This is a genomic window from Bacteroides faecis (assembly GCF_020091505.1).
Lineage (GTDB): Bacteria > Bacteroidota > Bacteroidia > Bacteroidales > Bacteroidaceae > Bacteroides > Bacteroides faecis.
This window is the reverse complement of sequence record NZ_CP081916.1, coordinates 825,566-847,782: the sequence shown is the minus strand read 5'-3', so window position 1 is coordinate 847,782 and position 22,217 is coordinate 825,566. Positions and strand designations below refer to the sequence as shown.

General features: G+C 44.9%; 11 protein-coding genes. 7 read left to right on the top strand and 4 right to left on the bottom strand.

Annotation, left to right across the window (positions count from 1 at the left end):
* Positions 1–13 precede the first annotated feature (13 nt).
* Positions 14–1,675 (top strand): IS1182 family transposase, encoded by a 1,662-nt coding sequence (locus K6V30_RS03850; RefSeq protein ID WP_010536421.1) that lies wholly within the window; start codon positions 14–16, stop codon positions 1,673–1,675.
* Positions 1,676–1,765: 90 nt separating this feature from the next.
* On the opposite strand, the gene K6V30_RS03845 is transcribed toward K6V30_RS03850, so the two are convergent.
* The gene (locus K6V30_RS03845) at positions 1,766–2,800 is read right to left on the bottom strand and encodes a FecR family protein (RefSeq protein ID WP_055271487.1); all 1,035 of its coding nucleotides are present in this window, start codon (positions 2,798–2,800) and stop codon (positions 1,766–1,768) included.
* A 41-nt stretch (positions 2,801–2,841) separates the two neighbouring features.
* Positions 2,842–3,450: an RNA polymerase sigma-70 factor gene (locus tag K6V30_RS03840; RefSeq protein ID WP_081030959.1), complete on the bottom strand. Its 609-nt coding sequence runs from the start codon at positions 3,448–3,450 to the stop codon at positions 2,842–2,844.
* A 200-nt stretch (positions 3,451–3,650) separates the two neighbouring features.
* Between K6V30_RS03840 and K6V30_RS03835 the strand changes: the two genes are divergently transcribed.
* From K6V30_RS03835 to K6V30_RS03810, 6 genes are all read left to right on the top strand, one after another.
* Positions 3,651–6,176, top strand: coding sequence for a glycoside hydrolase family 31 protein (locus K6V30_RS03835; RefSeq protein WP_055271504.1), 2,526 nt, complete (start codon positions 3,651–3,653; stop codon positions 6,174–6,176).
* 770 nt (positions 6,177–6,946) lie between these two features.
* Positions 6,947–10,090, top strand: a complete 3,144-nt coding sequence (locus tag K6V30_RS03830; RefSeq protein WP_055271485.1) for a SusC/RagA family TonB-linked outer membrane protein — start codon at positions 6,947–6,949, stop codon at positions 10,088–10,090.
* A 21-nt stretch (positions 10,091–10,111) separates the two neighbouring features.
* Positions 10,112–12,079, top strand: a complete 1,968-nt coding sequence (locus K6V30_RS03825; RefSeq protein WP_055271483.1) for a RagB/SusD family nutrient uptake outer membrane protein — start codon at positions 10,112–10,114, stop codon at positions 12,077–12,079.
* A 21-nt stretch (positions 12,080–12,100) separates the two neighbouring features.
* Positions 12,101–13,597 (top strand): BT_3987 domain-containing protein, encoded by a 1,497-nt coding sequence (locus tag K6V30_RS03820; RefSeq protein WP_055271480.1) that lies wholly within the window; start codon positions 12,101–12,103, stop codon positions 13,595–13,597.
* A gap of 175 nt (positions 13,598–13,772) precedes the next feature.
* On the top strand, positions 13,773–15,971 hold the full coding sequence (locus tag K6V30_RS03815; RefSeq protein WP_055271502.1) for an alpha-galactosidase: 2,199 nt from the start codon (positions 13,773–13,775) through the stop codon (positions 15,969–15,971).
* A gap of 175 nt (positions 15,972–16,146) precedes the next feature.
* Positions 16,147–17,997 carry a mechanosensitive ion channel family protein gene (locus K6V30_RS03810; protein ID WP_055271500.1) on the top strand — a complete coding sequence of 617 codons (1,851 nt, stop codon included), beginning with the start codon at positions 16,147–16,149 and terminating at the stop codon, positions 17,995–17,997.
* 143 nt (positions 17,998–18,140) lie between these two features.
* Here the strand turns inward: K6V30_RS03810 and K6V30_RS03805 are convergent, their stop codons facing one another.
* Complete coding sequence (locus tag K6V30_RS03805; protein WP_010535781.1) at positions 18,141–19,073, bottom strand: metallophosphoesterase; 933 nt, start codon at positions 19,071–19,073, stop codon at positions 18,141–18,143.
* 167 nt (positions 19,074–19,240) lie between these two features.
* A complete protein-coding gene (locus K6V30_RS03800) occupies positions 19,241–22,057 on the bottom strand; it encodes a TonB-dependent receptor (protein ID WP_055271476.1) in 2,817 nt (938 codons plus the stop codon).
* Positions 22,058–22,217: the final 160 nt, after the last annotated feature.

The following is a 22,217-nucleotide window of genomic DNA, read 5'->3' as shown; positions in this document are numbered from 1 at the left end:
TTACATTTTCGTTATGGCAAAGTTACATTTTCGTCCTTACATTCCCAACCAAACCGTTCTTTTTCCACAAAGAATTGATGAAAACATAGCTGCGAACGACCCTGTCCGCATCGTCAATGCAGTTGTTGATAATCTCAATCTTGATAATTTCAAGAAGCTTTATAAAGAAACTGGGCGCTCAGCCTATCATCCTAAGATGATGCTCAAGGTCATTATCTACGCTTACATGAACAATATCTATTCCTGCCGTAAAATCGAGAAGCTTCTTTTGCGTGACATCCATTATATCTGGCTTGCCGGTAATGAGCATCCGGATTTTATTACCATCAACCGTTTTCGTAACCGTGTAAAGGAGGAAATAAACAACGTATTCACGCAGTTGGTTCTTGTCCTTGCCGACAAAGGTTTCATCAGTCTTGACGTGGAGTATATCGACGGTACCAAGATCGAGTCCAAGGCCAACAAATATACTTTTGTCTGGCGCAAGACAGTCGAAAGGAACCGTACAAGGTTGATGGATAAGATCCGCATCCTTCTGGAGCAGGTGGATGAAACCATTGCACAGGAGAACTCCGTAAAAGACACATCCGTGGAGTTCACTCCCTCCATGCTCTCGGGCATAGCGAATGAACTTAAAGAAGCCCTGGAACACCGGCCTGCAACAAAGGACAAGGAAGAAAAGAAAACCCTGCGGGAGAAAAAGAAACAGGTCAGGGAACTTGAAGGGTATCGTGACAAGCTGATGGAATACGACAATCACCTTGATGTCCTTGGAGAACGTAATTCCTATTCCAAGACCGATCCTGATGCCACATTCATGCGCATGAAAGAAGACGCCATGAGGAATGGGCAGACCAAACCCGGATATAATTTGCAAACAGGCACTGAAAACCAATTCATCATAGACTTCCGACTGTTTCCCAACCCTACCGATACGCTGACCCTCATTCCTTTTTTCCACTCCTTCCGGCACCGCTATAACCGCTTACCTGCTATCGGTGTGGCAGACTCCGGTTACGGCTCGGAAGAAAATTACCGGTTCATGCAGGAGAACGGGATAGAAGCCTTTGTCAAGTACAACTACTTCCATAAAGAACAGCGTCCCCGTTATACGTCCAACCCGTTCCATGCGGAAAGTCTCCATTACAATGCGGAAGGGGATTATTACGTTTGTCCGATGGGGCAGCACATGAACCGCATAGGAACCAAACGTGACAGAACGGTGAGCGGATACACCACCGAAAGTGCCCGGTATAAGGCACAAAGATGCGAGGGCTGTCCTTTGCGTGGAAGTTGTTTTAAAGCACGGGGGAACCGTATGATAGAAGTCAACCACCGGTTAAACCAATACAAACGACAAGCCCGGGAAAGGTTGCTCTCAAAAGAAGGAATCAGGCATAGAGGCAGGCGGTGTATAGAACCGGAAGCTGTTTTTGGACAAATGAAATACAACATGGCATACAGAAGGTTCCGGCATGTGGGAGAAGACAAGGTGACAATGGACTTTGCCTTCTTTGCCATAGCTTTTAATATCAAAAAGATGTGTGCAAAACTGAGAAAGGCAGGAAAGGGACTCATTACATTTGCTAAATCTATGCTTATTGGGCTATTTATAAACCGCTACAAGTGGAAGATAGCAACGTCTTACCAAATGAATCAGAAAAAAGCATCATAAGCAAAAGAAAATATAGCAGGACTGTAAAACGTAAAAAAAAGGTTGTGCCAACGTTTTGACACAACCTCAGCGCTTTATATCAGAAAACGTCTAATTCTTATATACTTCTATCGTGCGGACGTTTATGCTGTCATTTCCTTCTTTCTCCGTTTCTGTTGTCCGGAAAGTAATGGGGATGCTCATTCCCATATAATCCAGTATTTCATCCAACGTCTCGCCTTTGAAAGTTGCTCTGTAAGTAAACTGGTTTATTGATGTATCCTTCAGGATGAAGCGTACCTGATAGACTTGCTCCAGCCTGTTGAATATTGATTTGAGCGGATCATCCCTGAAAGCGAGAATGCCGTCTTTCCAAGATATGTATTTATACGTATCAATATCTGTGATTTCCATACTCTTCGATGCTCTCTGATAATTCAGCTGTTGTCCCGGCAATAAATGCTTGATGTTATTCTCTTGAGACACAGCTACTTTCCCGGTCACCAGAGTGATCACCTCTTCTTGCGCTTTGGCGAAACTGCAAATATTGAAAGCTGTTCCGGTAGCCGTTACTTTCAGATCTCCCGTATTTACAATGAAAGGATGTTCTTTGTCAGCATGTACTTCAAAGTAGGCTTCTCCGGACATCTCTACTTCCCGGACATTGCTGGTGAAGGCGGTCGGATATTTCAGCGTACTTCCTGCATTCAACCAGACCTTTGAACTGTCCGGCAATGTCAGGCTGGATACCATTCCGTATGGGGCCGTCACTTCGTTGTAGGCTATAAGAGGTTCCTGATGGTCTTTTTTCATCATTAGCGCTACTATGGCAATGATTGCCGGCAAAAGAAGAATGGCAGCGATTCTTTGGCAATAAGTGATGAACCGTGTTTTTTTCGCCGGGACTTGTGACGTTGCATGGATTCTGCTTTTTACTTGTGCCAAAGCTTTGCCTGTATCTATCTTTTCAGGATCGACAGCAGGAGTGGCAACTTCCCAGATGTTTCTGATTTCCTGAAAATAGTCAGCATTCTCTTCCGAGAGGGCTATCCACTCACGGAGTTGCCGGATTTCTTCAGGTGAAGCGGTCTTTTCTAAATATTTTAGAATGACGTCTGTATCTATATTTATATTTTTGTCAGGCATAGTGCAATTTATCTGTATTATAATGACTGTTCAACTGTAATTTACCTCATTAAATTTATGATAAAAAGTAATATCAGATCATAAAAACCACTCAAATGGTTTCTTAGAAATTCCAGAGACTTACTGATTTTACTTTCCACGGTACGGACTGATACATTCAGTTCTTCTGCTATTTCCCGGTATTTCAGGTTCTTGAACCGGTTCATTTCGAAGATGGTCCTCATGTCTTCAGGAAGTTTTTTGATGGCTTCCTGCAGGTGATCGTTCAAGTCAGAATATAATAGATAATGTTCCGTATTATAGTCTATCAGGTTTGAGCTTCCCATTACATAGTTTTGATGGGTACGAACGACTTCCTGATGTCTGAGTTCTTCGAAGCAGCTGTTTCTGACGGCAGTCAGCAGATAAGCTTTCAGAGAACTTTCAATGGTCAGGTTTTCGCGGTTTTCCCACAAACGGAAGAAGAGATCCTGCACAATATCCTCGCTGCTTTCCCGTTCTTTAAGGAAAACACAGCTAAAGAGTACAAGGTCTTTATAATACTTGTTGAAAAGAAAATCAAAAGACCGGGAATCTCCTTCTTTCAATCTTTTCAGGTGGATAATATCCTCTGGCATGGATTCGTGTTTGTTTGAGGCTTTATTTTCCATAATGATTCGGTAACATTAATAATGTGTTTGCAGTTCTCCAATCCAAAGAGTCATAATATCAAATTAATAGGCGTTGCAAAGATAAATATTAATTTGAATTTCTTCATCTCTTTGTTTTTTTTGTTTTTCTCATGTGGCATTTCCGTCCTGAACAGTCTTATTAGCGTTGTTGAGATTTCTAATTTAAATTGATAAGTATGATGAGTGAGTGCAGGAAACTTAAGATTCTTTTTTTGTTATTAGTGGCTTTGTGCTGTATACCTTTGGCGGTATCAGGTCAGGGTACAAACATTGCTTACCAGGATAGTCAGGTTCGTTTTACGGTGGTGACAGACGGTACGCTCCGGCTGGAATATGCACCTGATGGCCAGTTTATTGACGACTTTTCGTTCGTGGCTGTCAACAGGCATTATCCGGCAGTAGATTATAAGTTGAAGAAGGATGGAAATTGGATAGAACTATCCACTTCAAGGTTCCGGATGAAGTATAAGAAAGGCAGCGGGCAGTTTACCTCCCGCAATCTTTCCATTACCTCAGCCAAGGGTATGTACCCTTTTCGGTGGATGCCCGGTATGAAACAGAAGTGTAATCTGAAGGGAACCTATCGTACATTAGATGGTTATGATGGAGACAAGCATATACATACGAATGAGCTCATGCCGCTCGAAGACGGGTTGCTGGCTACCGACGGCTGGACTTTAATTGATGATTCGGATAACTTCCTGTTTGATGATGCCGACTGGACTTGGGTTAAACCACGGGAGAAGAAAGGAAGTCAGGATTGGTATTTCATGGCGTACGGGCACGATTATAAATCCGCGTTAAAGGACTATACGGTGTTTGCCGGCAAGATACCTTTGCCTCCCCGTTATGCTTTCGGCTATTGGTGGTCGCGTTATTGGAGCTATTCGGACAATGAGCTGAGGGAACTGTTGCGTAAATTCCGGATGTATGATATTCCTCTCGACGTATTGGTGATTGATATGGACTGGCACTATACAGAACCCGGCAAAGGAGGATGGAGCGGATGGACTTGGAACAAACGTCTGTTTCCCAACCCCGGACGTTTGCTTGCCGACCTGAAAAAGGAAGGAGTTAAGTTGACTCTTAATTTGCATCCGGCTGACGGCTTTGCCTTTTATGAGGAGCCATACCGGGCGATAGCTACCGATATAGGTATGAATCCGGAAGGAAAAGATACGATTCCTTGGATAACTTCGGATAAGAAATTGATGGAAGCAGTGTTCAGAAATGTCCTTCATCCGATGGAGAAGGAGGGAGTAGACTTCTGGTGGCTCGACTGGCAGCAGTTTCCGTTTGATAAGAAGATAGACAGCCTGAATAATGTATGGTGGATTAATTATGTCTTTTTCACTGAAATGGAAAGAAACCGTACTACCCGTCCGATGCTCTATCATCGCTGGGGTGGACTGGGGAATCACTGTTATCAGATTGGTTTCTCGGGCGATGCTGTTATTTCCTGGAAATCACTTGATTTCCAGCCCTACTTTAACTCTACAGCTTCCAATGTGCTGTACGGTTATTGGAGCCATGATTTAGGAGGGCATTTTGAGGCAGACCGGATTGACCCGGAGATGTTTACACGCTGGATGCAGTTTGGTGCGGTCAGTCCTGTGATGCGTACTCATTCTTCTAAGAGCGGCGTGTTGAACAAAGAGCCCTGGGTGTTTAGCCCTGTCTATTTTAATACGATTCGCAACGCTATTTTGCAACGTTATGAGATGGCGCCTTATGTTTACACAATGGCCCGTAAGACGTATGACGAGGGATTGTCCGTCTGCCGTCCGCTGTACTACGATTATCCTGAAAGCGAGGAGGCATACGATTACCGGAACCAGTATATGTTTGGCGACCAGATGTTGATTGCACCGGTCACCGCTCCCATGAAAGACGATTATTCCACATTGAATGTATGGTTGCCTGCCGGAACCGACTGGTATGAGTGGCATACCGGAACGATGCTTAAGGGTGGGCAGACGGTAATACGTACTTTTGCCATAGACGAATATCCTATTTATATCAAAGCCGGTTCGGTTCTTCCTTTCTGCGGTCGTGTGAAGTCACTGGCAGGCGATGATCATTCTTATGTGGTCACTGTTTTTCCCGGCGGAGACGGGATATTCGATTTATACGAAGATAATGGTAATGATAAAGAGTACGACAGGAAGTATGCCCGTACATCTTTGCAGTCCAAGCATGTTGGTAACCGTCTGGAAGTGACGATTGGCAGTCGGAAGGGAGGTTATCCGGGCATGCCTGCCGAGCGTGCTTTCAAGGTGAAGGTGGTAGGTTCTGCTATTCCTCAGTCGGTAACGGTGAATGGAAAGACGGTAAATTATGTATATGACGGAAACTCTTTATCTCTTTTGATAGATATACCCATAGCGGATGCGAAATGTGAGAAGCAGGTGTTGATCACCTATCCCGAACAGACAGCAGACCTGAACGGACTTCCTGGAAAGTTCAGGAGACTTCAGAAGGGCATCGTTGCACTGAAGTATAGAGATGCTGATATTGTACTGAATGAGGAGTTGGGTACGATGGAGTCAACCGGAAGGAGCATTGAGTATACTCCGGAGCAGATGGACCGGCTTGTTGCCGACTTTATCCGTAACTATGATAAACTGCCGGAGATACTGAAACAACATAAGCTGAGTGAAGAAAATGTTCAATGGTTCTTGAAGGCCGTACATTGGGAGGACTAACCCGGAGATTTTTTAGGGCTGATTAAGGGCGAATGGCATATCTTGCAGGAGCATAGTATCAAAGAACAAACGGTGAGCATTTTGACAATTTGTATTTTTAATCCTTCTGGATTCTTGTTTTTCCACCTTAGGTTGGAAAGAAATGGAAATAAACGATTGAAAATTTATATTTTCTTGATTGATAGTGGAATATAAGAATCTATACAATTCTAATATATCGGAACTGTCACCTTTTTGTTGAGTATGAACGCTTCATTTCTTGGTTATTGCTATCTGATCTGTTGGCTATAGTTATCTGACCTGATGGATGTAGTGATCCAACAGGTCAGATAGCCTGAATGACAAGACATTTATGAATCTAAAATGCATATTCTATGCATAAACTGAAGGTTCTGCATGAAATTATTGTATATTAATACATCACTTTTGGGGACTGATATCTGTTTTTGTTCTTTTTGCTTATGCTGGTGTCAGTGATTTCTCGATTATACTTTCTTTTTGGTCACAGAACTGCCTCATTAATAGAATGACATTCGTTACGTCCCTGTATAGCTGTTTGTTCTCTTATTGGCAGTAAGTTAACGTGTGTTAATGCAATGTGGGGTTTTGTTTCAGGCTAGTCTATTATACAAATGAGCATAAAATAAAATGAGAAAAACAATGAAGCGAACTTTCGATACAACTCTACTTCTTTTTTGCCCTTTTTCAAACTTTTGAAATGATAAAAAGACTTTGTGCTTTATATAATTAACTCTTAAAAGTAATAAACTATGAATGTGAAAAAAGCATTATTTGCGAGTTCACTTTTTTTATGTGGTGTAGGTGTGCTGCCGGTAACAGCCGGTCTGCCGGTTGCTCATGACGAAAGTGAAATTTCTTCTCCTATGCCGGAGCAGCAAAAGAAAAAACGGACCATTACCGGTAATGTAACGGATGGCTCTACCGGAGAACCGCTTATCGGAGTGTCCATTATGTTGAAAGGTTCCTCGGATGGAACTACAACCGACTTGGATGGTAACTTTAGCCTTTCGATTCCCGTCAAGGCACAGTTGGAATTTTCTTATATCGGCTATAAAAAACAAGTGTTAGATGTAACGGATTTAGTGGTAGCTAATGTAAAACTGGAGTCGGACAATGAAATGCTGGCGGAAGTGGTTGTAGTCGGTGCAGGTACACAGAAAAAGGTATCCGTGACCGGTGCCATTACCTCTGTGAAGGGAACGGAACTGCATGCGCCCAGCTCTTCTCTGACCAGCAATTTCGCCGGAAAGCTGGCCGGTGTAATTGCAGTGACCACCGGTGGTGAACCAGGGACTTCGTCCAACTTCTATATTCGTGGTATCGGAACCTTCGGAGGGCGTGCCACTCCGTTAATCCTGTTGGATGGGGTAGAAATATCTTCGGGTGACCTGAACCGTATCCCGCCCGAATCTATCGAAAGTTTCTCTATTCTGAAAGATGCATCGGCTACGGCTATCTACGGTGCCCGTGGTGCGAATGGTGTGATGTTGGTCACGACTAAGATTGGTACTGAAAACACCAAAGCATCGATCAACGTGACGGTAGAAAACTCATTTCTGAAACCTGTCAATGAGGTAGGCTATGTGGATGGTGCCAGATGGATGGAAATCTATAACGAAGCTCAGTTGGCAAGAACACCTAATGCGACTCCCAAGTACAGCCAGGAGAGGATCGATTATACCCGTAGCGGCATCAATCCGTATGTCTATCCGGATGTAGACTGGTACGATCTTGTCTTTAAAGAGAGTACCATGAATCAGCGCGCGAATGTCAATATTATGGGTGGCGGACCGAAGGTTAGTTATTACATGAGTCTGCAAGCCAACCACGATACGGGTTTGCTGGATATTCCCAAGGCTTACTCGTTCGACAATAACATCAATAAATGGGGATATACTTTCCAGAATAATATCGCCTATAAGGTGACGCCCACTACACGTATCGACCTGAGAATGAATGCACAGATCGGAAACAATAAAGGGCCGAACGCTTCAGTGTCGGACATCTTCTATCAAGTTTACAACAATAATCCGGTCACTTTTCCGGCTTACTTTCCGGCGGAACCCGGCGACAAGCACATTAAGTATGGTAATGCCATATTGAGTGGTACTTCCTTGTATACGAACCCCTACCAGTATATGTTGGGAAGTTATAAAGAAGTGAACTACAGCATGTTGAATACCTCCATTTACATTAATCAGAATCTTGATTTCGTGACGAAAGGACTGAAGATTATCGCATTGGTGAACTGGAAGTCCTGGTCAGAAACGTCATATACCCGTTGGCTCGACCCGTATTGGTATCGGGCAGACTCCAAAAGCTGGTCGCCCGATAATCCGGGAGAATATACATTAGAACGTCTGAACAGTAGCGGTAGTGAATATATCTCGCAATCGGGCATTGGTCGCGGAGCCGATAACACGTTCTATTTTCATGGGCAGCTGAACTATGAAAACACGTTTGGTGAAGATCACGGAGTGGCTGCCATGTTGATGTATATGCAGCGTGAATATCGGAATGATGTACTGCCCAACCGTAATCAAGGGCTTTCCGGACGTCTCACCTATGCTTTCCAACAGAAATATCTGGCAGAGTTTAACTTCGGATACAATGGTACGGAACGTCTCGACAAAGGAAAACGTTTTGAGTTTTTCCCTGCCATGTCTTTGGGATGGGTGGTCAGCAGTGAGAAGTTCTGGCAACCAATCGAAAAGTATGTCGATTACTTCAAGCTCAGAGGTTCATACGGTCTGGTAGGTAGTGATGAAACCGGTTCATACGACGGTGCCGCCCACTTTTTATATGTCAATAATGTAAATCTGGGCGGTGGCGGAAGCTATTCGACCGGCCCTACCTATAGCAGCATATATAAAAAAGGACCGAGTATTAATTCGTATGCTGTTCAGAATGCGCACTGGGAACGAGTGAAAAAGATGGATATCGGTGTGGATATGAAGCTGTTCAATCAGGTGGACGTCACATTCGATTATTTCTGCGATAAGCGCGACCGTATCTTGATGCGGCGTGCGTCATGGCCTGCTCTGCTGGGTTATGTCTCAGCTACTCCGTGGAGTAATATCGGTAAGGTAGAGAATAAGGGTATCGAGCTGGGGGTCAATTGGAAGAAAGAAGTATTCAAAGGTTTCCATGTCGACTTCCGCGGCAATTTCACTTATACGGAAAATAAATATATTGACAAGGATGAACCGGCCTATCCGTATGTATGGCAGACGGAGACAGGAAAACCGCTGAGCAGGACAACCGGCTACATTGCCGAAGGACTGTTCAGAAGTCAGGAAGAGATTGACGACAGTCCTGCACAGGATGGCATCGGCAGCGCGAAACTGATGCCGGGTGATATCAAATACCGGGATGTAAACGGCGACGGTAAGATTACGGAAGATGACCAGGTAATGATCTCTCCTTATGGGACAATGCCCCGTATCCAGTATGGTCTGGGACTGAACCTCTCTTACAAAGGCTTCGATTTTGGTATATTCTTTAACGGATCTGCCAAACGTACTCTGATGCTGAATGGGGTAGATCCTTTCGGTTCGGACGAAGGACATGGCGACCGTAACCTGATGAATTTTATTGCAGACAACTATTGGAGTGAAAACGACCAGAACTGGGATGCCGAGTATCCGCGTTTAGGATTGACCAAAGTTCAGATAGCTAATAATATGGTTCCTAGTACATACTGGAAGCGTAATGGCAACTTCATTCGTTTTAAAACATTGGAAATCGGTTATTCATTTCCGCATTGCCGTGTTTTCGTCAGTGGTGACAACTTAGCGGTGTGGAGCCCGTTCAAGTTCTGGGACCCGGAACTCTCTTATAATTCTTACCCGTTGCAGCGTACCGTTAATATCGGTGCTAAATTTAGTTTTTAACCTTTAAAGAACTCAACTATTATGAAACGAATATCGAAAATAGCTCGCTATGCAAAGACGATACTGCCTCTTTGCTGTCTGGCATCTTGCAGTTACCTCGACGTAGTGCCGCCCGAAACAGAAGACATCAAAGATATGATGAAGAACGAAGACGCTACCTTGTCTTTTGTATATTCTTGCTATAACTCCCTGCAATGGGGATATACCGACCCGATAGATTATCGTACTTACGAGTCTTCTACGGATGAATTTGTGGTTCCTGCCCTTTGGAATCGTGCCGGTCAGATTGCTTCATGGAATCAGTTATCGTCGCAATATAAACCTAACTGGGATACAAAATACGCCTGGCAGATACTTTATGACGCGATAGGTCATTGCAATCTGTTTCTGGACTTGCTGGTGAAACTCAATCCTGACATCGCACCGGAAAAGAAACTGCGGTTTGCCGCTGAAGTGAAGTGTGTAAAAGCGTACTATTATTCACGCCTGCTGGAACGTTTCGGTCCTGTACCTATTATAGATACTTATCCGGATATGAATATGCCGGCATCTGGTTTCCCGGGACGCTCGCATTATGACTATTGCGTAGATTATATAGTCCGCCTGCTGGAAGAAGCCGAGACAGACCTGCCGGCTGTTGTGGCGGACGATGATTTGGGACGTGCCACTTCCACCATTTGCAAGGCATTGAAAGCACGTGTGCTTCTTACTGCCGCTTCTCCTCTGTGGAATGGTTCTTTCCCCTACAAGAACTGGAAAAATACGAATTATGAAACTCCGGAGTATGGAAAAGAACTGGTAAGCAACCAATATAGTGTGCAGAAGTGGGAGAGAGCATTGACAGCTTGTGAAGAAGCTCTGACTTTTGCTTTGGGTGATGGTAAGCGTGAATTGCTGGACATTGCACAGTCGGAGAATATTCGTATGGGTGAAAGTGTGCCTTTGCCTGTTATTCCGGGTCTGGATACAAATACGCCTGAAGGGCAGGAGTTTCAAAAACGTGTGGTACTGATGCGTTATGCACTGACTGCTATTGAAACAGTAGGAAATAAGGAACGTGTCTGGGGAGCCGGATTTGCACAGGAAAACCTGGATGCCTCTATGCCTCACAACCTCGTGTATGCCAATGGCAACTGGACCAGTATGTATGGTGGTATTGCACCGACGCTCAATACTATGGAGAGCTTCTATACCGCCAACGGAGTATTGCCGGATAACGACAAGAATTTCCCAGCCAAAGACGACCGGCTGAACTCAGCCGGACTGTCTTCTAACAGTAATATCATTAAGTTGAACGTCAATCGTGAACCGCGTTATTATGCCTGGCTGTCTTTTGACGGTGATGAATACAGTTCTTTGATCACCGACGGCAATCCGATGTTTCTCGATATGCGTAGCAGCGATAAGCAGGGATATAATCCGGATAAGTTTAACCGTGACAATAGTACGACAGGCTTTTTGTCGAAGAAGTTTATATTTCCTTCTGTCCGCTTTCGTTCCAACGATGGCTGGTATGATAAGAAGCAATTCCCGTTCCCTATCATCCGTTTGTCCGAACTTTATCTGAACTTGGCGGAATGTTACGCTTACCTGGCAGAGAAAGAGGGACATGCTGACTATGTGGAAAAAGCATTGAGCAAGTTGAACGACATTCGCCGCAGAGCCGGAATACGTGAACTGGTGAAGGCTGATATCTCAGGCAATATGACTTTACAGAAATGGGTGGAAAGCGAACGTTTCATTGAACTATGGGGAGAAGGGCACCGCTATCGCGATGCACGCCGATGGATGACCGCCCCTGATTACTTTAAGGCCGGTGTACGTGAAGGGCTGAATGCTATCCAGAAGAAGGACCCCAGTTTCAAAGAGTTCAACCAGCGTGTGAAGATTGACCAGCCTTTTCAATGGGCGAACCGTATGTATCTTATGCCTATCCCTGCGAGTGAAGTGTATGCTAATCCGCAGTTGGAGCAGTCCCCCGAGTATTAATCTGATTAAAAACAAGCATATATGAAACAATTTATATATAAATCGCTGATACTGGGAAGTGTGCTGACAGCTGCTTCCTGTAGTAACTCAGAGTATGAATTTGATAAATTATTTCCGCAGGAGTACCATAAGATTCTTTACGTGAAACACAATGGCAAGCAGGAAATGAATATGAATACGGTGGAAACGACCCCTGTATATAGTATCAATGTGATCAAAGCCGGAAGTGACCCTTCTCTGACGGCCCATGTGAAACTGTCAGTGATGAGCCAGCAGGAAGTAGATGACTCATACGGGCTGCTCGACAATATTGACTACCGGGTGATTCCTTCCAATATGTATTCGATGGCTGCGACGGAACTCGAGTTTCAATCGCAGGAGGTGACGAAAAAGCTGGATATCGTTTTTCATTCCGACCTGATTTATGAGCTGATGCAAAAGAACAAAGACGTGAAGTACGTGCTTCCCGTCCGGTTTTGGAGTGAGCAGGATTCTGTCAATAGTTCGAAGAATGATGTAATGCTTTTGCTCGATGTGAAGAAGCCGGTGATTACATTCAAAACGGGCGAAGTGAATACTGCTATGGTATACAAGCAGCTGGAAGTAAACGTTGGCGCCAATTTGCAAAACATTCAGTTCAGTAAGTGGAACTTTACCTGTGATGTGACGGATGCGCGGAAAGACGCTTTGGTCGAAGCTTATAATACCGAACATGGAACGAGCTATCTCCCGATGCCTTCTGCGGCATATCAACTTGAAAAGATGACGTTTGAAGAAGGAGCGAGCACCGGAAATCTGAAGATGAATATTTCCAGAACTCCGTTGGCGAGTGACAAGTCTTATCTGTTGCCGCTGAAAATGTCCGAAACCTCACAGGAAGGTTTTGACCTGGACGAGAATGTCTGTTTCCTGAAGGTGGAGAATCCTAAATACGGGACGCTGGATTGCGACCGCAGCAAATGGGAAGTCGTTTTCTGTAATAGTGATGAGAAGAATGCCGTGTCGGAGCCTAACGGAGACAAGGGCGGTGTGGGCTGTCTTTTTGATGATGACATTAACTCGTACTGGCATGCCAATTGGAGTGGGGGAACGAATAATGATGATCAGTTTCCCCAGCTTTTCCAGGGTGGGAGAGAGATGCCCATCACGATTGTAGTGGATATGAAGGAATCGCTCATTGTTCATAGTATTGGTTGGACCCAGCGTCAGAATTCAGACTATCAGGATACGAAGAAGGTGGAATATTATGTGTCCGATGACGAACAGTTCAAACTGGGCGGTAAGGAAGACTATTCACCTGTGGCACTGAATAACTGGACGTTTGTAATGGAACGCTCGTATCAGAAAGGCTACAATGCCACTCAATGGCAGACACAGTCTGAGGAAGTGTTGCAGAAGAAGGTGAAAGGGCATCTGCTGAAAGTGAAAATAGTAGAAGGCTATCGGGATAGGCTGGCCAGCGGAGCCGAATTGTACGTAAAGCAACTGCTGGCGATTGACGGCGAACCCATAAAATAATTTCAGGTAGCGAACAGATATTGAAAGAGGTAAAAAAGAAAATGTTCAAAGGATGAAATGACTGGCAACTGGAACTTCTGCCAGTAGTCCGACGCTCCTGGACTACTGATTGGAAGTTCCAGTCTGCCTCTAATAAGAAGAAAATCAGTTTATTCAAAATATGAATGATATAATTATGAGAAAATTTATTTGTTTGTTTATGGTCTGTTTTCTGTCAATAGCGACAACACTACGGGCGTGGGAGGGTAATGTTTTGATTTCTACTCCGAATACTTCCATTATTTTAAGTGCCACAGAGGGGCAGCAACTTCGTTTTTCTTACTTTGGAGAGCGGATTGAAGAAAATCAGATTCACCAGGTGTTTGATTCCTGGGCAGGCTTTCATCGTCCGGCCTATCCGGTGTTCGGTACTTCCACTTATGAAATATCAGCACTCCATGCGGTGCATGCTGATGGTAATCAGACACTGGATTTAGTTGTCGACAAGGTCGAACAGAATCCGGTGAAGGATGCCATACTGACTGTGATTACGATGAAAGACCGTGTATATCCTTTCACTGTAAAAATGTACTATAAGGCTTATCAGCAGATAGATATGATAGAAACATGGGTGGAGGTGTCTCACAACGAGAAAAAGGCGGTGGTACTTAAACGCTTTGACTCCGGTCATTTTCTGATTCGTCGCGCGGATGTATGGATATCTTCTTTGCACGGACATTGGGGAGCTGAGACACAGCTTGAAAGTGAGCCGTTGGTTTCCGGAATGAAAGTGATTAAGAATATGGATGGTATCCGCAACGGGTTGGGTGATCATTCGGAAGTGATGTTTTCTCTTGATGGCAAGCCGCAGGAAAATAGTGGCCGTGTAATTGGTGCAGCACTTTGCTGGAGCGGACGTACTAAGATCAGAGTGGATATGGATGATACGTTCGGCAGATCTGTACACAGTATTTTTGCCGGAATGAATGAAGAAGCTTCCGAGTATAAACTGGAACCGGAAGAAGTATTCACTACTCCGGTACTGGCGCTGACTTATTCGCAGGAAGGTATTGGCGGTGCCAGCCGTAATTTCCATCGGTGGGCACGTGCAGGTATGGTTCACGGTTGCGACAAGCCACGGGATATCCTGCTCAATAGTTGGGAAGGTGTATATCTGAATATTAAAGAACCTGAGATGGACCAGATGATGAACGACATTGCTTCTATGGGAGGTGAGCTTTTTGTGATGGACGATGGCTGGTTTGGCAGGAAATATCGCCGGATAAATGACAACTCTTCGTTGGGCGATTGGGTGGTAGATACGGAAAAGCTGCCTAATGGTATTCAAGGGCTGACCGATACGGCTAAGAAATATGGAATCAAATTCGGTATATGGATCGAACCGGAGTTTACGAATACAAAGAGTGAGCTGATTGACAATCATCCCGACTGGGTATTGCGTGCCGGAAGCCGTGAACTGTCATGTGGTCGTGGCGGTACGCAAGTGGCACTCGATTTATGTAATCCGAAAGTACAGGATTTTGTCTTTCATGTAGTCGATACGCTATTGGCAAACTATCCGGATATTGCTTATATCAAGTGGGACGCAAACGGCGAATTGCTGAACTACGGTTCTTCTTATTTGCCGAAGGACAAGCAATCGCATATCTATATAGATTATCACCGTGGTCTGGTCAGAGTGATGGAACGGATTCGTGCTAAATATCCGGATGTAGTGATTCAGGCATGTGGAAGCGGTGGCGGACGTGTCAGCTATGGAGTAATGCCTTATTTTGATGAGTTCTGGGTCAGCGACAATACTGATGCCTTGCAACGTTTGTTTATCCAGTGGGGTACTTCTTATTTCTATCCTTCTATTGCGATGGCACAACATGTCAGTGCTTCTCCGAATCATCAGACGGGACGTGTGGTGCCGCTTAAATTCCGTTTTGATGTAGCGATTACCGGTCGTTTGGGAATGGAGATCCAGCCAAAGAATATGACCGATGAAGAAAAAGACTTCTCAAAGAAGGCGATTGCCACCTATAAGTCTATCCGTCCTGTGATACAGTATGGTGACCTTTATCGTTTGATATCTCCTTACGACCGCAAGGGGGTGACTTCGATGATGTATGCCACGGAGGATAAGAGCCGTGCCGTATTCTTTGTCTATAAGATGGAGCAATTTGTCAACCAGCTTCTGCCGCGTATTCGTATGGCAGGACTCGACCCGAAAAAGAACTATAAGATTCGTGAGCTGAACGTGGCTCCGGGAGCCAATCCCTGCTTCTTGAATGATCGCGTATTCTCGGGGGCATTGCTTATGAATACCGGTATCGAGCTGCAACTGGAACGTGAATATGCAAGTTGGGTACTTGAGCTGACCGAGATTTAGAAACATGGCAAAATAGTACTTTGGGATAATCTTTCAGAGAAACGGTATGAATCCAAACTCAACAGTATGGATTTATACCGTTTTTTGAATGGATATGTCAAAAACAATCCGTATGTTTGCCATGTTTATTAAAAAGTGAAATTATATTTCATTTACTAACTTGGAATCTTTCTATATGGATATGAAAAAAATAAAACGGTTTGTATTGCTGCTGATAATGGCCTTTCTTGCAGTGAATGTACAGGCGCAACTGGAACAGGCTGTGAAGAATATCTTCGCTGGAGATACAATAGCAACCCATCCGGTACCTTTGCACCGGGATTCGGATTCTGTCCGTGTGGCAAATCTGCAGAAATCGTTGGAAGAGGCACGTCTCAATGAAGCAAACATGCGTCTGGAGATGGAAGAAATGAAACTTCAGATGTTTGCCGCCGATTCGGTGAAGGTATCCCAGCAACGGCAACGGATTGATTCTTTGCGCCAATTCACTAAAGGAGTGCCTGTCATTGCCGAAGGAGATACTTTATTCTATCTTTTTACAAAACGTGGAGGATATACCCCTCAACAGCGTGCCCAAATGACTGGTGCCGCCATAGAGGAACTGGGAAAGCGCTTTAATCTCCGTCCCGATTCCGTATCCATAGACCATTCGGATATTGTGTCCGACTTGATGTACGGCAATAAGGTATTGCTGTCCCTTACCGATCAGGACGCTTTGTGGGAAGGAATTTCCCGTGATTCCCTTGCTAAAGAGAGACAACAGAATGTGATCACCAAACTGCATGAAATGAAGGCTGAACATAGCGTTTGGCGTATGGTGAAACGTATTCTTTATTTTCTGTTGGTGATAGTAGGGCAGTATTTTCTGTTCCGTCTGACGAACTGGTTGTTCCGCAAATTGAAGGTACGCATCCTGCGGCTGAAAGATACAAAAATAAAACCTGTATCCATTCAGGGATACGAATTATTGGATGCGCAGAAACAAGCTAATCTTTTAGTCTTTCTGGCAGGTATCGGGCGCTATATTCTCATGGGGTTGCAGTTGCTGTTTTCCGTGCCGTTGGTTTTTATCATTTTCCCGCAGACGGAGGGGCTTGCCTATCGTTTACTCGGTTACATCTGGAATCCGATTAAGGGCATCTTTGTTGGTATTATCGATTATATTCCCAACTTATTTACGATTATTGTTATTTGGTATGCGGTAAAATACCTGGTACGCCTTGTTCTTTATCTGGCACGTGAAATAGAGGCGGGACGTCTGAAGATTAACGGCTTTTATTCGGATTGGGCAATGCCGACTTTTCATATTATCCGTTTTTTGCTTTACGCTTTTATGATCGCGATGATTTACCCTTATTTGCCGAAGTCCAACTCAGGCGTATTTCAGGGAATCTCGGTTTTTGTCGGGTTGATTGTTTCACTTGGTTCAAGCACGGTGATTGGTAACATTATTGCAGGACTGGTGATCACCTATATGCGTCCGTTCAAGATGGGCGACCGGATTAAATTGAATGATACTGTCGGGAATATTATAGAAAAGACTCCTTTGGTGACCCGTATCCGTACACCGAAGAATGAAGTGGTGACGGTTCCCAATTCGTTTGTGATGTCATCGCATACGGTGAACTATAGCACTTCAGCGCGTGAATATGGTCTGATCATTCATGCTGAAGTGTCAATCGGGTATGATGTACCTTGGCGAAAGGTTAATCCGTTATTGATTGATGCGGCATTGAACACTCCCGGAGTGGTGGACGATCCGCGTCCGTTTGTGCTGGAGACTTCACTGGAAGACTGGTATCCGGTTTATCAGATTAATGCTTATATCAAGGATGCTAATCAGATGTCACAAATTTATTCGGATTTATATCAGAATATCCAGGATAGGTTTAATGAGGCGGGAATTGAGATCATGTCTCCGCATTATATGGCTGTTCGTGACGGAAATGCTACGACAATGCCTAAGGATGATTTAAGTAAGAGTAACCCTGCGGATACAGCTAATCAGAGTAACAAACCTGAGTAACATAAGCTTGATCGTGTGATTTTCTTTTCATCTGCTGGAATAAAGGGTTACTATAAATAAGCAGAGCGCCCCCTTCCTCACGAAGGAGACGCTCTTTGTTGTGTGTTTTTTCAGTGAGAGTAGAATTTTCTTTATAAGAGAACTTATTTTTTACGGGTAATTGTATAAAGTACATTTCCCTTTTTATCTATCATACGCAGATTAAGCTCTTTCTTGTCGATAGAGCAGACGGAGAAACCCGGTTCGGGGCTACAGAATCTGGTACCTTCGATGGGTTCTACTTGGCGTGCGAGGGAAGCGGCGGAATTGACTACATAATCGATATCGCTTCCCGGCACACGGATATGCTGAAAGTTGTGGATATGTCCACAGATATACATATCTACTTTGTGCTTGCACAGAATACTGTCTACCCGTTTCTGCATATCAAGACGTTCACTTTCCTCTTTCGGAGTGTAGGCATAGATAGGGTGATGTCCGGCTACGATGATCCAGTCCTCCTTGGCATTTGCCAGTACGGATTCCAACCAGGATAGTTGTTGGCTGATATCTTGCTTGCAGGCATCCGGATATTTATCACTTTCTTCGCGGTATTTATCAATCAGCGGGGTGGTATCTATCCAGACAATGCGGATGGTAGCACCTTTTTCTTCGAATACTTTGGTGTAGTAACGATCGGGCATCGACCAGCGGCGGCTGATGTTCGTGTAGTCCAGTACCGCCTGAGTGCTTCCACGATATTCGTGGTTGCCTAAGAGGGGAAACCAGTCGATCATCAGTTCCGGATGAGCGTAAATGAGCTCGTAGTTAGTCATCCACAAAGGGTCGTTTACACTGCGTACTCCGTCGAAGTGGTGAACATCTCCGGTAGCTAATACAAATTCGGGACCGATCTCTTCACCCATCGTGCCCATTAGTTCTGCGATTGGCTTTTGGTCATAGTAGCCGTTGCGGCCTAAATCATTGGCTATGTAAAAGTTAAACTTCTTGTCAAAGATGGAGTAATCCGTTATCTGTGCATGGATGAATGTAAAGGCGGAAAGGAATAGAAGAATGAATAAGCTTTTTATTTTCATATTAGTTTGATTATTAGTGATTTATAACTATGTCTCTTATCGCTGTGAGATTCTCTGTTTTTGGGGTTTAAAAGGAAGGTGCCGTTGGTTTTAAACCAACGCCCCGTTCCTTTTAAACCAACGGGGTGTTCCTTTTAAAGGAACGGATGCTGTCTTCTTTCCAGTCGTTAGAAGTTGACTTTCACACCGGCGTTAATCTTTACACCATAGTGCTCCGACTGCATGGTACGGTCTTTGGTACCTTGATAATAACGGAGCGGTTGGTTCAGCAGATTGGTAGCGTCTGCATAGAACGTTGTTTTTATCTTCTTTCCGAATGTGTAGCTGGCATTCAGGTCCATGTAGCTTACTGCGTCATAGTAGCGGTCGAGGGCTGCTACTTCTCCCATTTCGTCGATGAAGCTTGAAGCATAGTTGTAGGAGAGGCGTACGTTGAGGCCTTTCTTTTCGAAGTAGAGGGAAGCATTAGCTGTATGTTCGGGTGATCCCGGCAGAGACAGGTCTTTTTCGTTCTCGCGACCTTCGAAGTTGAAGTTGTTCACTCGGGTGTGAGTGTAGGTGTACGTACCGTAGAAACCGATGCATTTCAGTGCGGGAGCGATGAATCCGAAGTCACGCTGATAGGCCAGTTCTACTCCCAGCAGATCGGCGTCGCCGGCGTTTTTGGGTTGGGTGAACTTCTTGTATTCGTTGTTTTGGTAGGTGTAGTCACCGATTACCTGATCGACGATAAAGTCATTGATCTTCTTATAAAATACACCTGCACTCACCAGACCGACACTTTTGAAATAGTAATCGGCACTAAGGTCGAAGTTGTAGGAGATGGTCGGAGTCAGGTCGGAGTTACCCATAACCAGTTCATTGTCACTGCGGTTGATGTTGACACATGGGATCAGCGCGGAGTATTTCGGTCGGCTCAGTGTCTCGGTAAAGGAAGCTCGGAGCTTTAAGTCATCGTTCACATCGTATTTGAATAAGAGGCTGGGAAGCCAGTTGATGTAGCTGTTTTTATGATTTCCGGTAGGTTCGAGGGTTTCTGTCTCCTCTTTGTCGTCGGCTACATTCCAGTTCCAGCCGTTGTATTTGATGTGAGTGGCTTCCATACGCAGGCCTGCCATCATTTTCATCTTCTTTCCTAAGTTCTGGTCGAAGCGGAAGAAGGCGGAAGTTACGTTTTCTCTGGCGTGGTAGTTGCCGGAGGATTCTTCGAGTACTTGTTGCCCTTCCAAACTGCTGAGGTCGAGTGATCCCAGATATTCTTTGGATACGAAGTCGGTTGCTTTATATTGGTCTCCCGGCATGTATCCGTCGCGAATCTGGCTGGTGAGGTTATTCATATAATCTTTGTCGAAAGCATCCTTGTACGCATCTGCGTAATCATAGCAGAGGGTAGTCCGGTCTTTGGTCTTGGAAGCGTATTTGGCTCCGAATTTAAGGCTGTTGCCATAAATGCCGTTTGTCAGCGGAAGTTCGAAGTCAACTTTGAATTTCAGGTCTTTTTCATAGATTTCCTGATTGCTTTCGGTCAGTTCCTTCACTTTCCATTTGCCTCTTTCACCGTCTACTTCTCCATTGTGGAGGTTGACATCCGTTGTCACGTAAGGGAAACGGTCACCGGCATCTACGACAGTAAAGCCGAGGAAGTCTTGTTTCAGGCTGAAATATCTTTCGTTCGGGCGGTCTTCGCTGGCACGGGCATAAGAGGCTCCCCAGTTGACGGACAGCTTTCCAAACTGATGTTCACCGCTCAGACTGAGATCCATTGTTTGCTGTAATTCCAGACGTGCGTTTCTGTTGTTGGGTGTTCCTCCTTTCGTCTCGATCTGGGCGGATTGCTGCATATCTCCTTCATCGTCCAGTCCCGTTTTATCCAAGTCTTTATAGGTGACACGATAGCGGTTTTCCCAGTCGTGGCGACGGTTGTAGATACCTTGCAGGGTCAGTCTGTGATTCGGGTTGATGTCGTAGTCGAAAGCCAGGGAGTAGCTTTGGCGCTCACGGGTCACGTAGTACTGGCGTTTCTGCGCTTCCACCATGACTACTTCACCTTTTTTGTTGACGTCATATTCAAACTCCACATCGTCCGATCCTACTGGTGCGTTCTGATAGGAGACAGCGGCCATCATTCCTAATTTATCATTGAAAAATCGGTCACCGTAAGTGAATCCTAGGTTCAGCTGAGCTTTCTGGCTGATCCAGTTGTAGCCGGTTCCCGCTGTAGCACTGAACATCCGTTTGTAAGGCGTGCTTTTCGTCACCAGATTGATGGAGCCGCCGATAGCGTCTCCGTCCATGTCCGAGGTAACGACTTTGTTCACTTCGATTGTCTGCACCATGTCGGCGGGGATGAGGTCGAGCTGGACGTTACGGGTGTCGCCTTCCGCAGAAGGGAGGCGGTTGCCGTTGATGGTCACGGAACTAAGATCGGCGGAGGTACCGCGAACTTGTCCGAAGCGGGCTTCACCCTGGTCGTATTGTACATTAATGCCATTGATACGTTTGAGTGCGTCGCCGATATTGGAATCGGGAAACTTGCCGACCTGATCGGCTGAAACGACATTGGTGATTCCCATGTTGTTCTTTTGTGAGTTGATGGCGCGGCGTTGCCCCTGAAAAGCACCGCCTACCACTACTTCCTGTAGTTCGAGTCCTTCGTTGAGTACTACGTCTTTTTCGAGTGTTCTTCCTGCCGGAATGGTGATTTTCATTTCGACGGGAGAATAACCTACATAGCTGACTTTTACTGTGTATGTGCCCGGCGTAAGGTTGGCGAATGTATAATAACCGTTGACGTCGCTTGTCACTCCGGTATGTAATTTTTCGATGTAAATGGAGGCTCCCGGAAGGATTTGTTTGGAAGTGTCTACTATGCGTCCGCGGATCGTGCCTTGTTTGGCTGCGTTTACTTTTTCCTCTGCAAAAGTGTTTCCGCTTGTACTCATGATTAAAAGGGTCAAAGAGACTAATCTGAGAAATCGTTTCATAAATGTTGGCGTGCGTTAATTATTTGCTGCAAAAGTAGAGGCTTGACGTTTCTTGCTCTTTACAGTTGATTGAAGAACGCGTAACAAATGTGCTACGATTGTATTACGTATGATTATGATAAACGGAAGGGTGCCCGCCTGCGGACACCCTTCGATACCT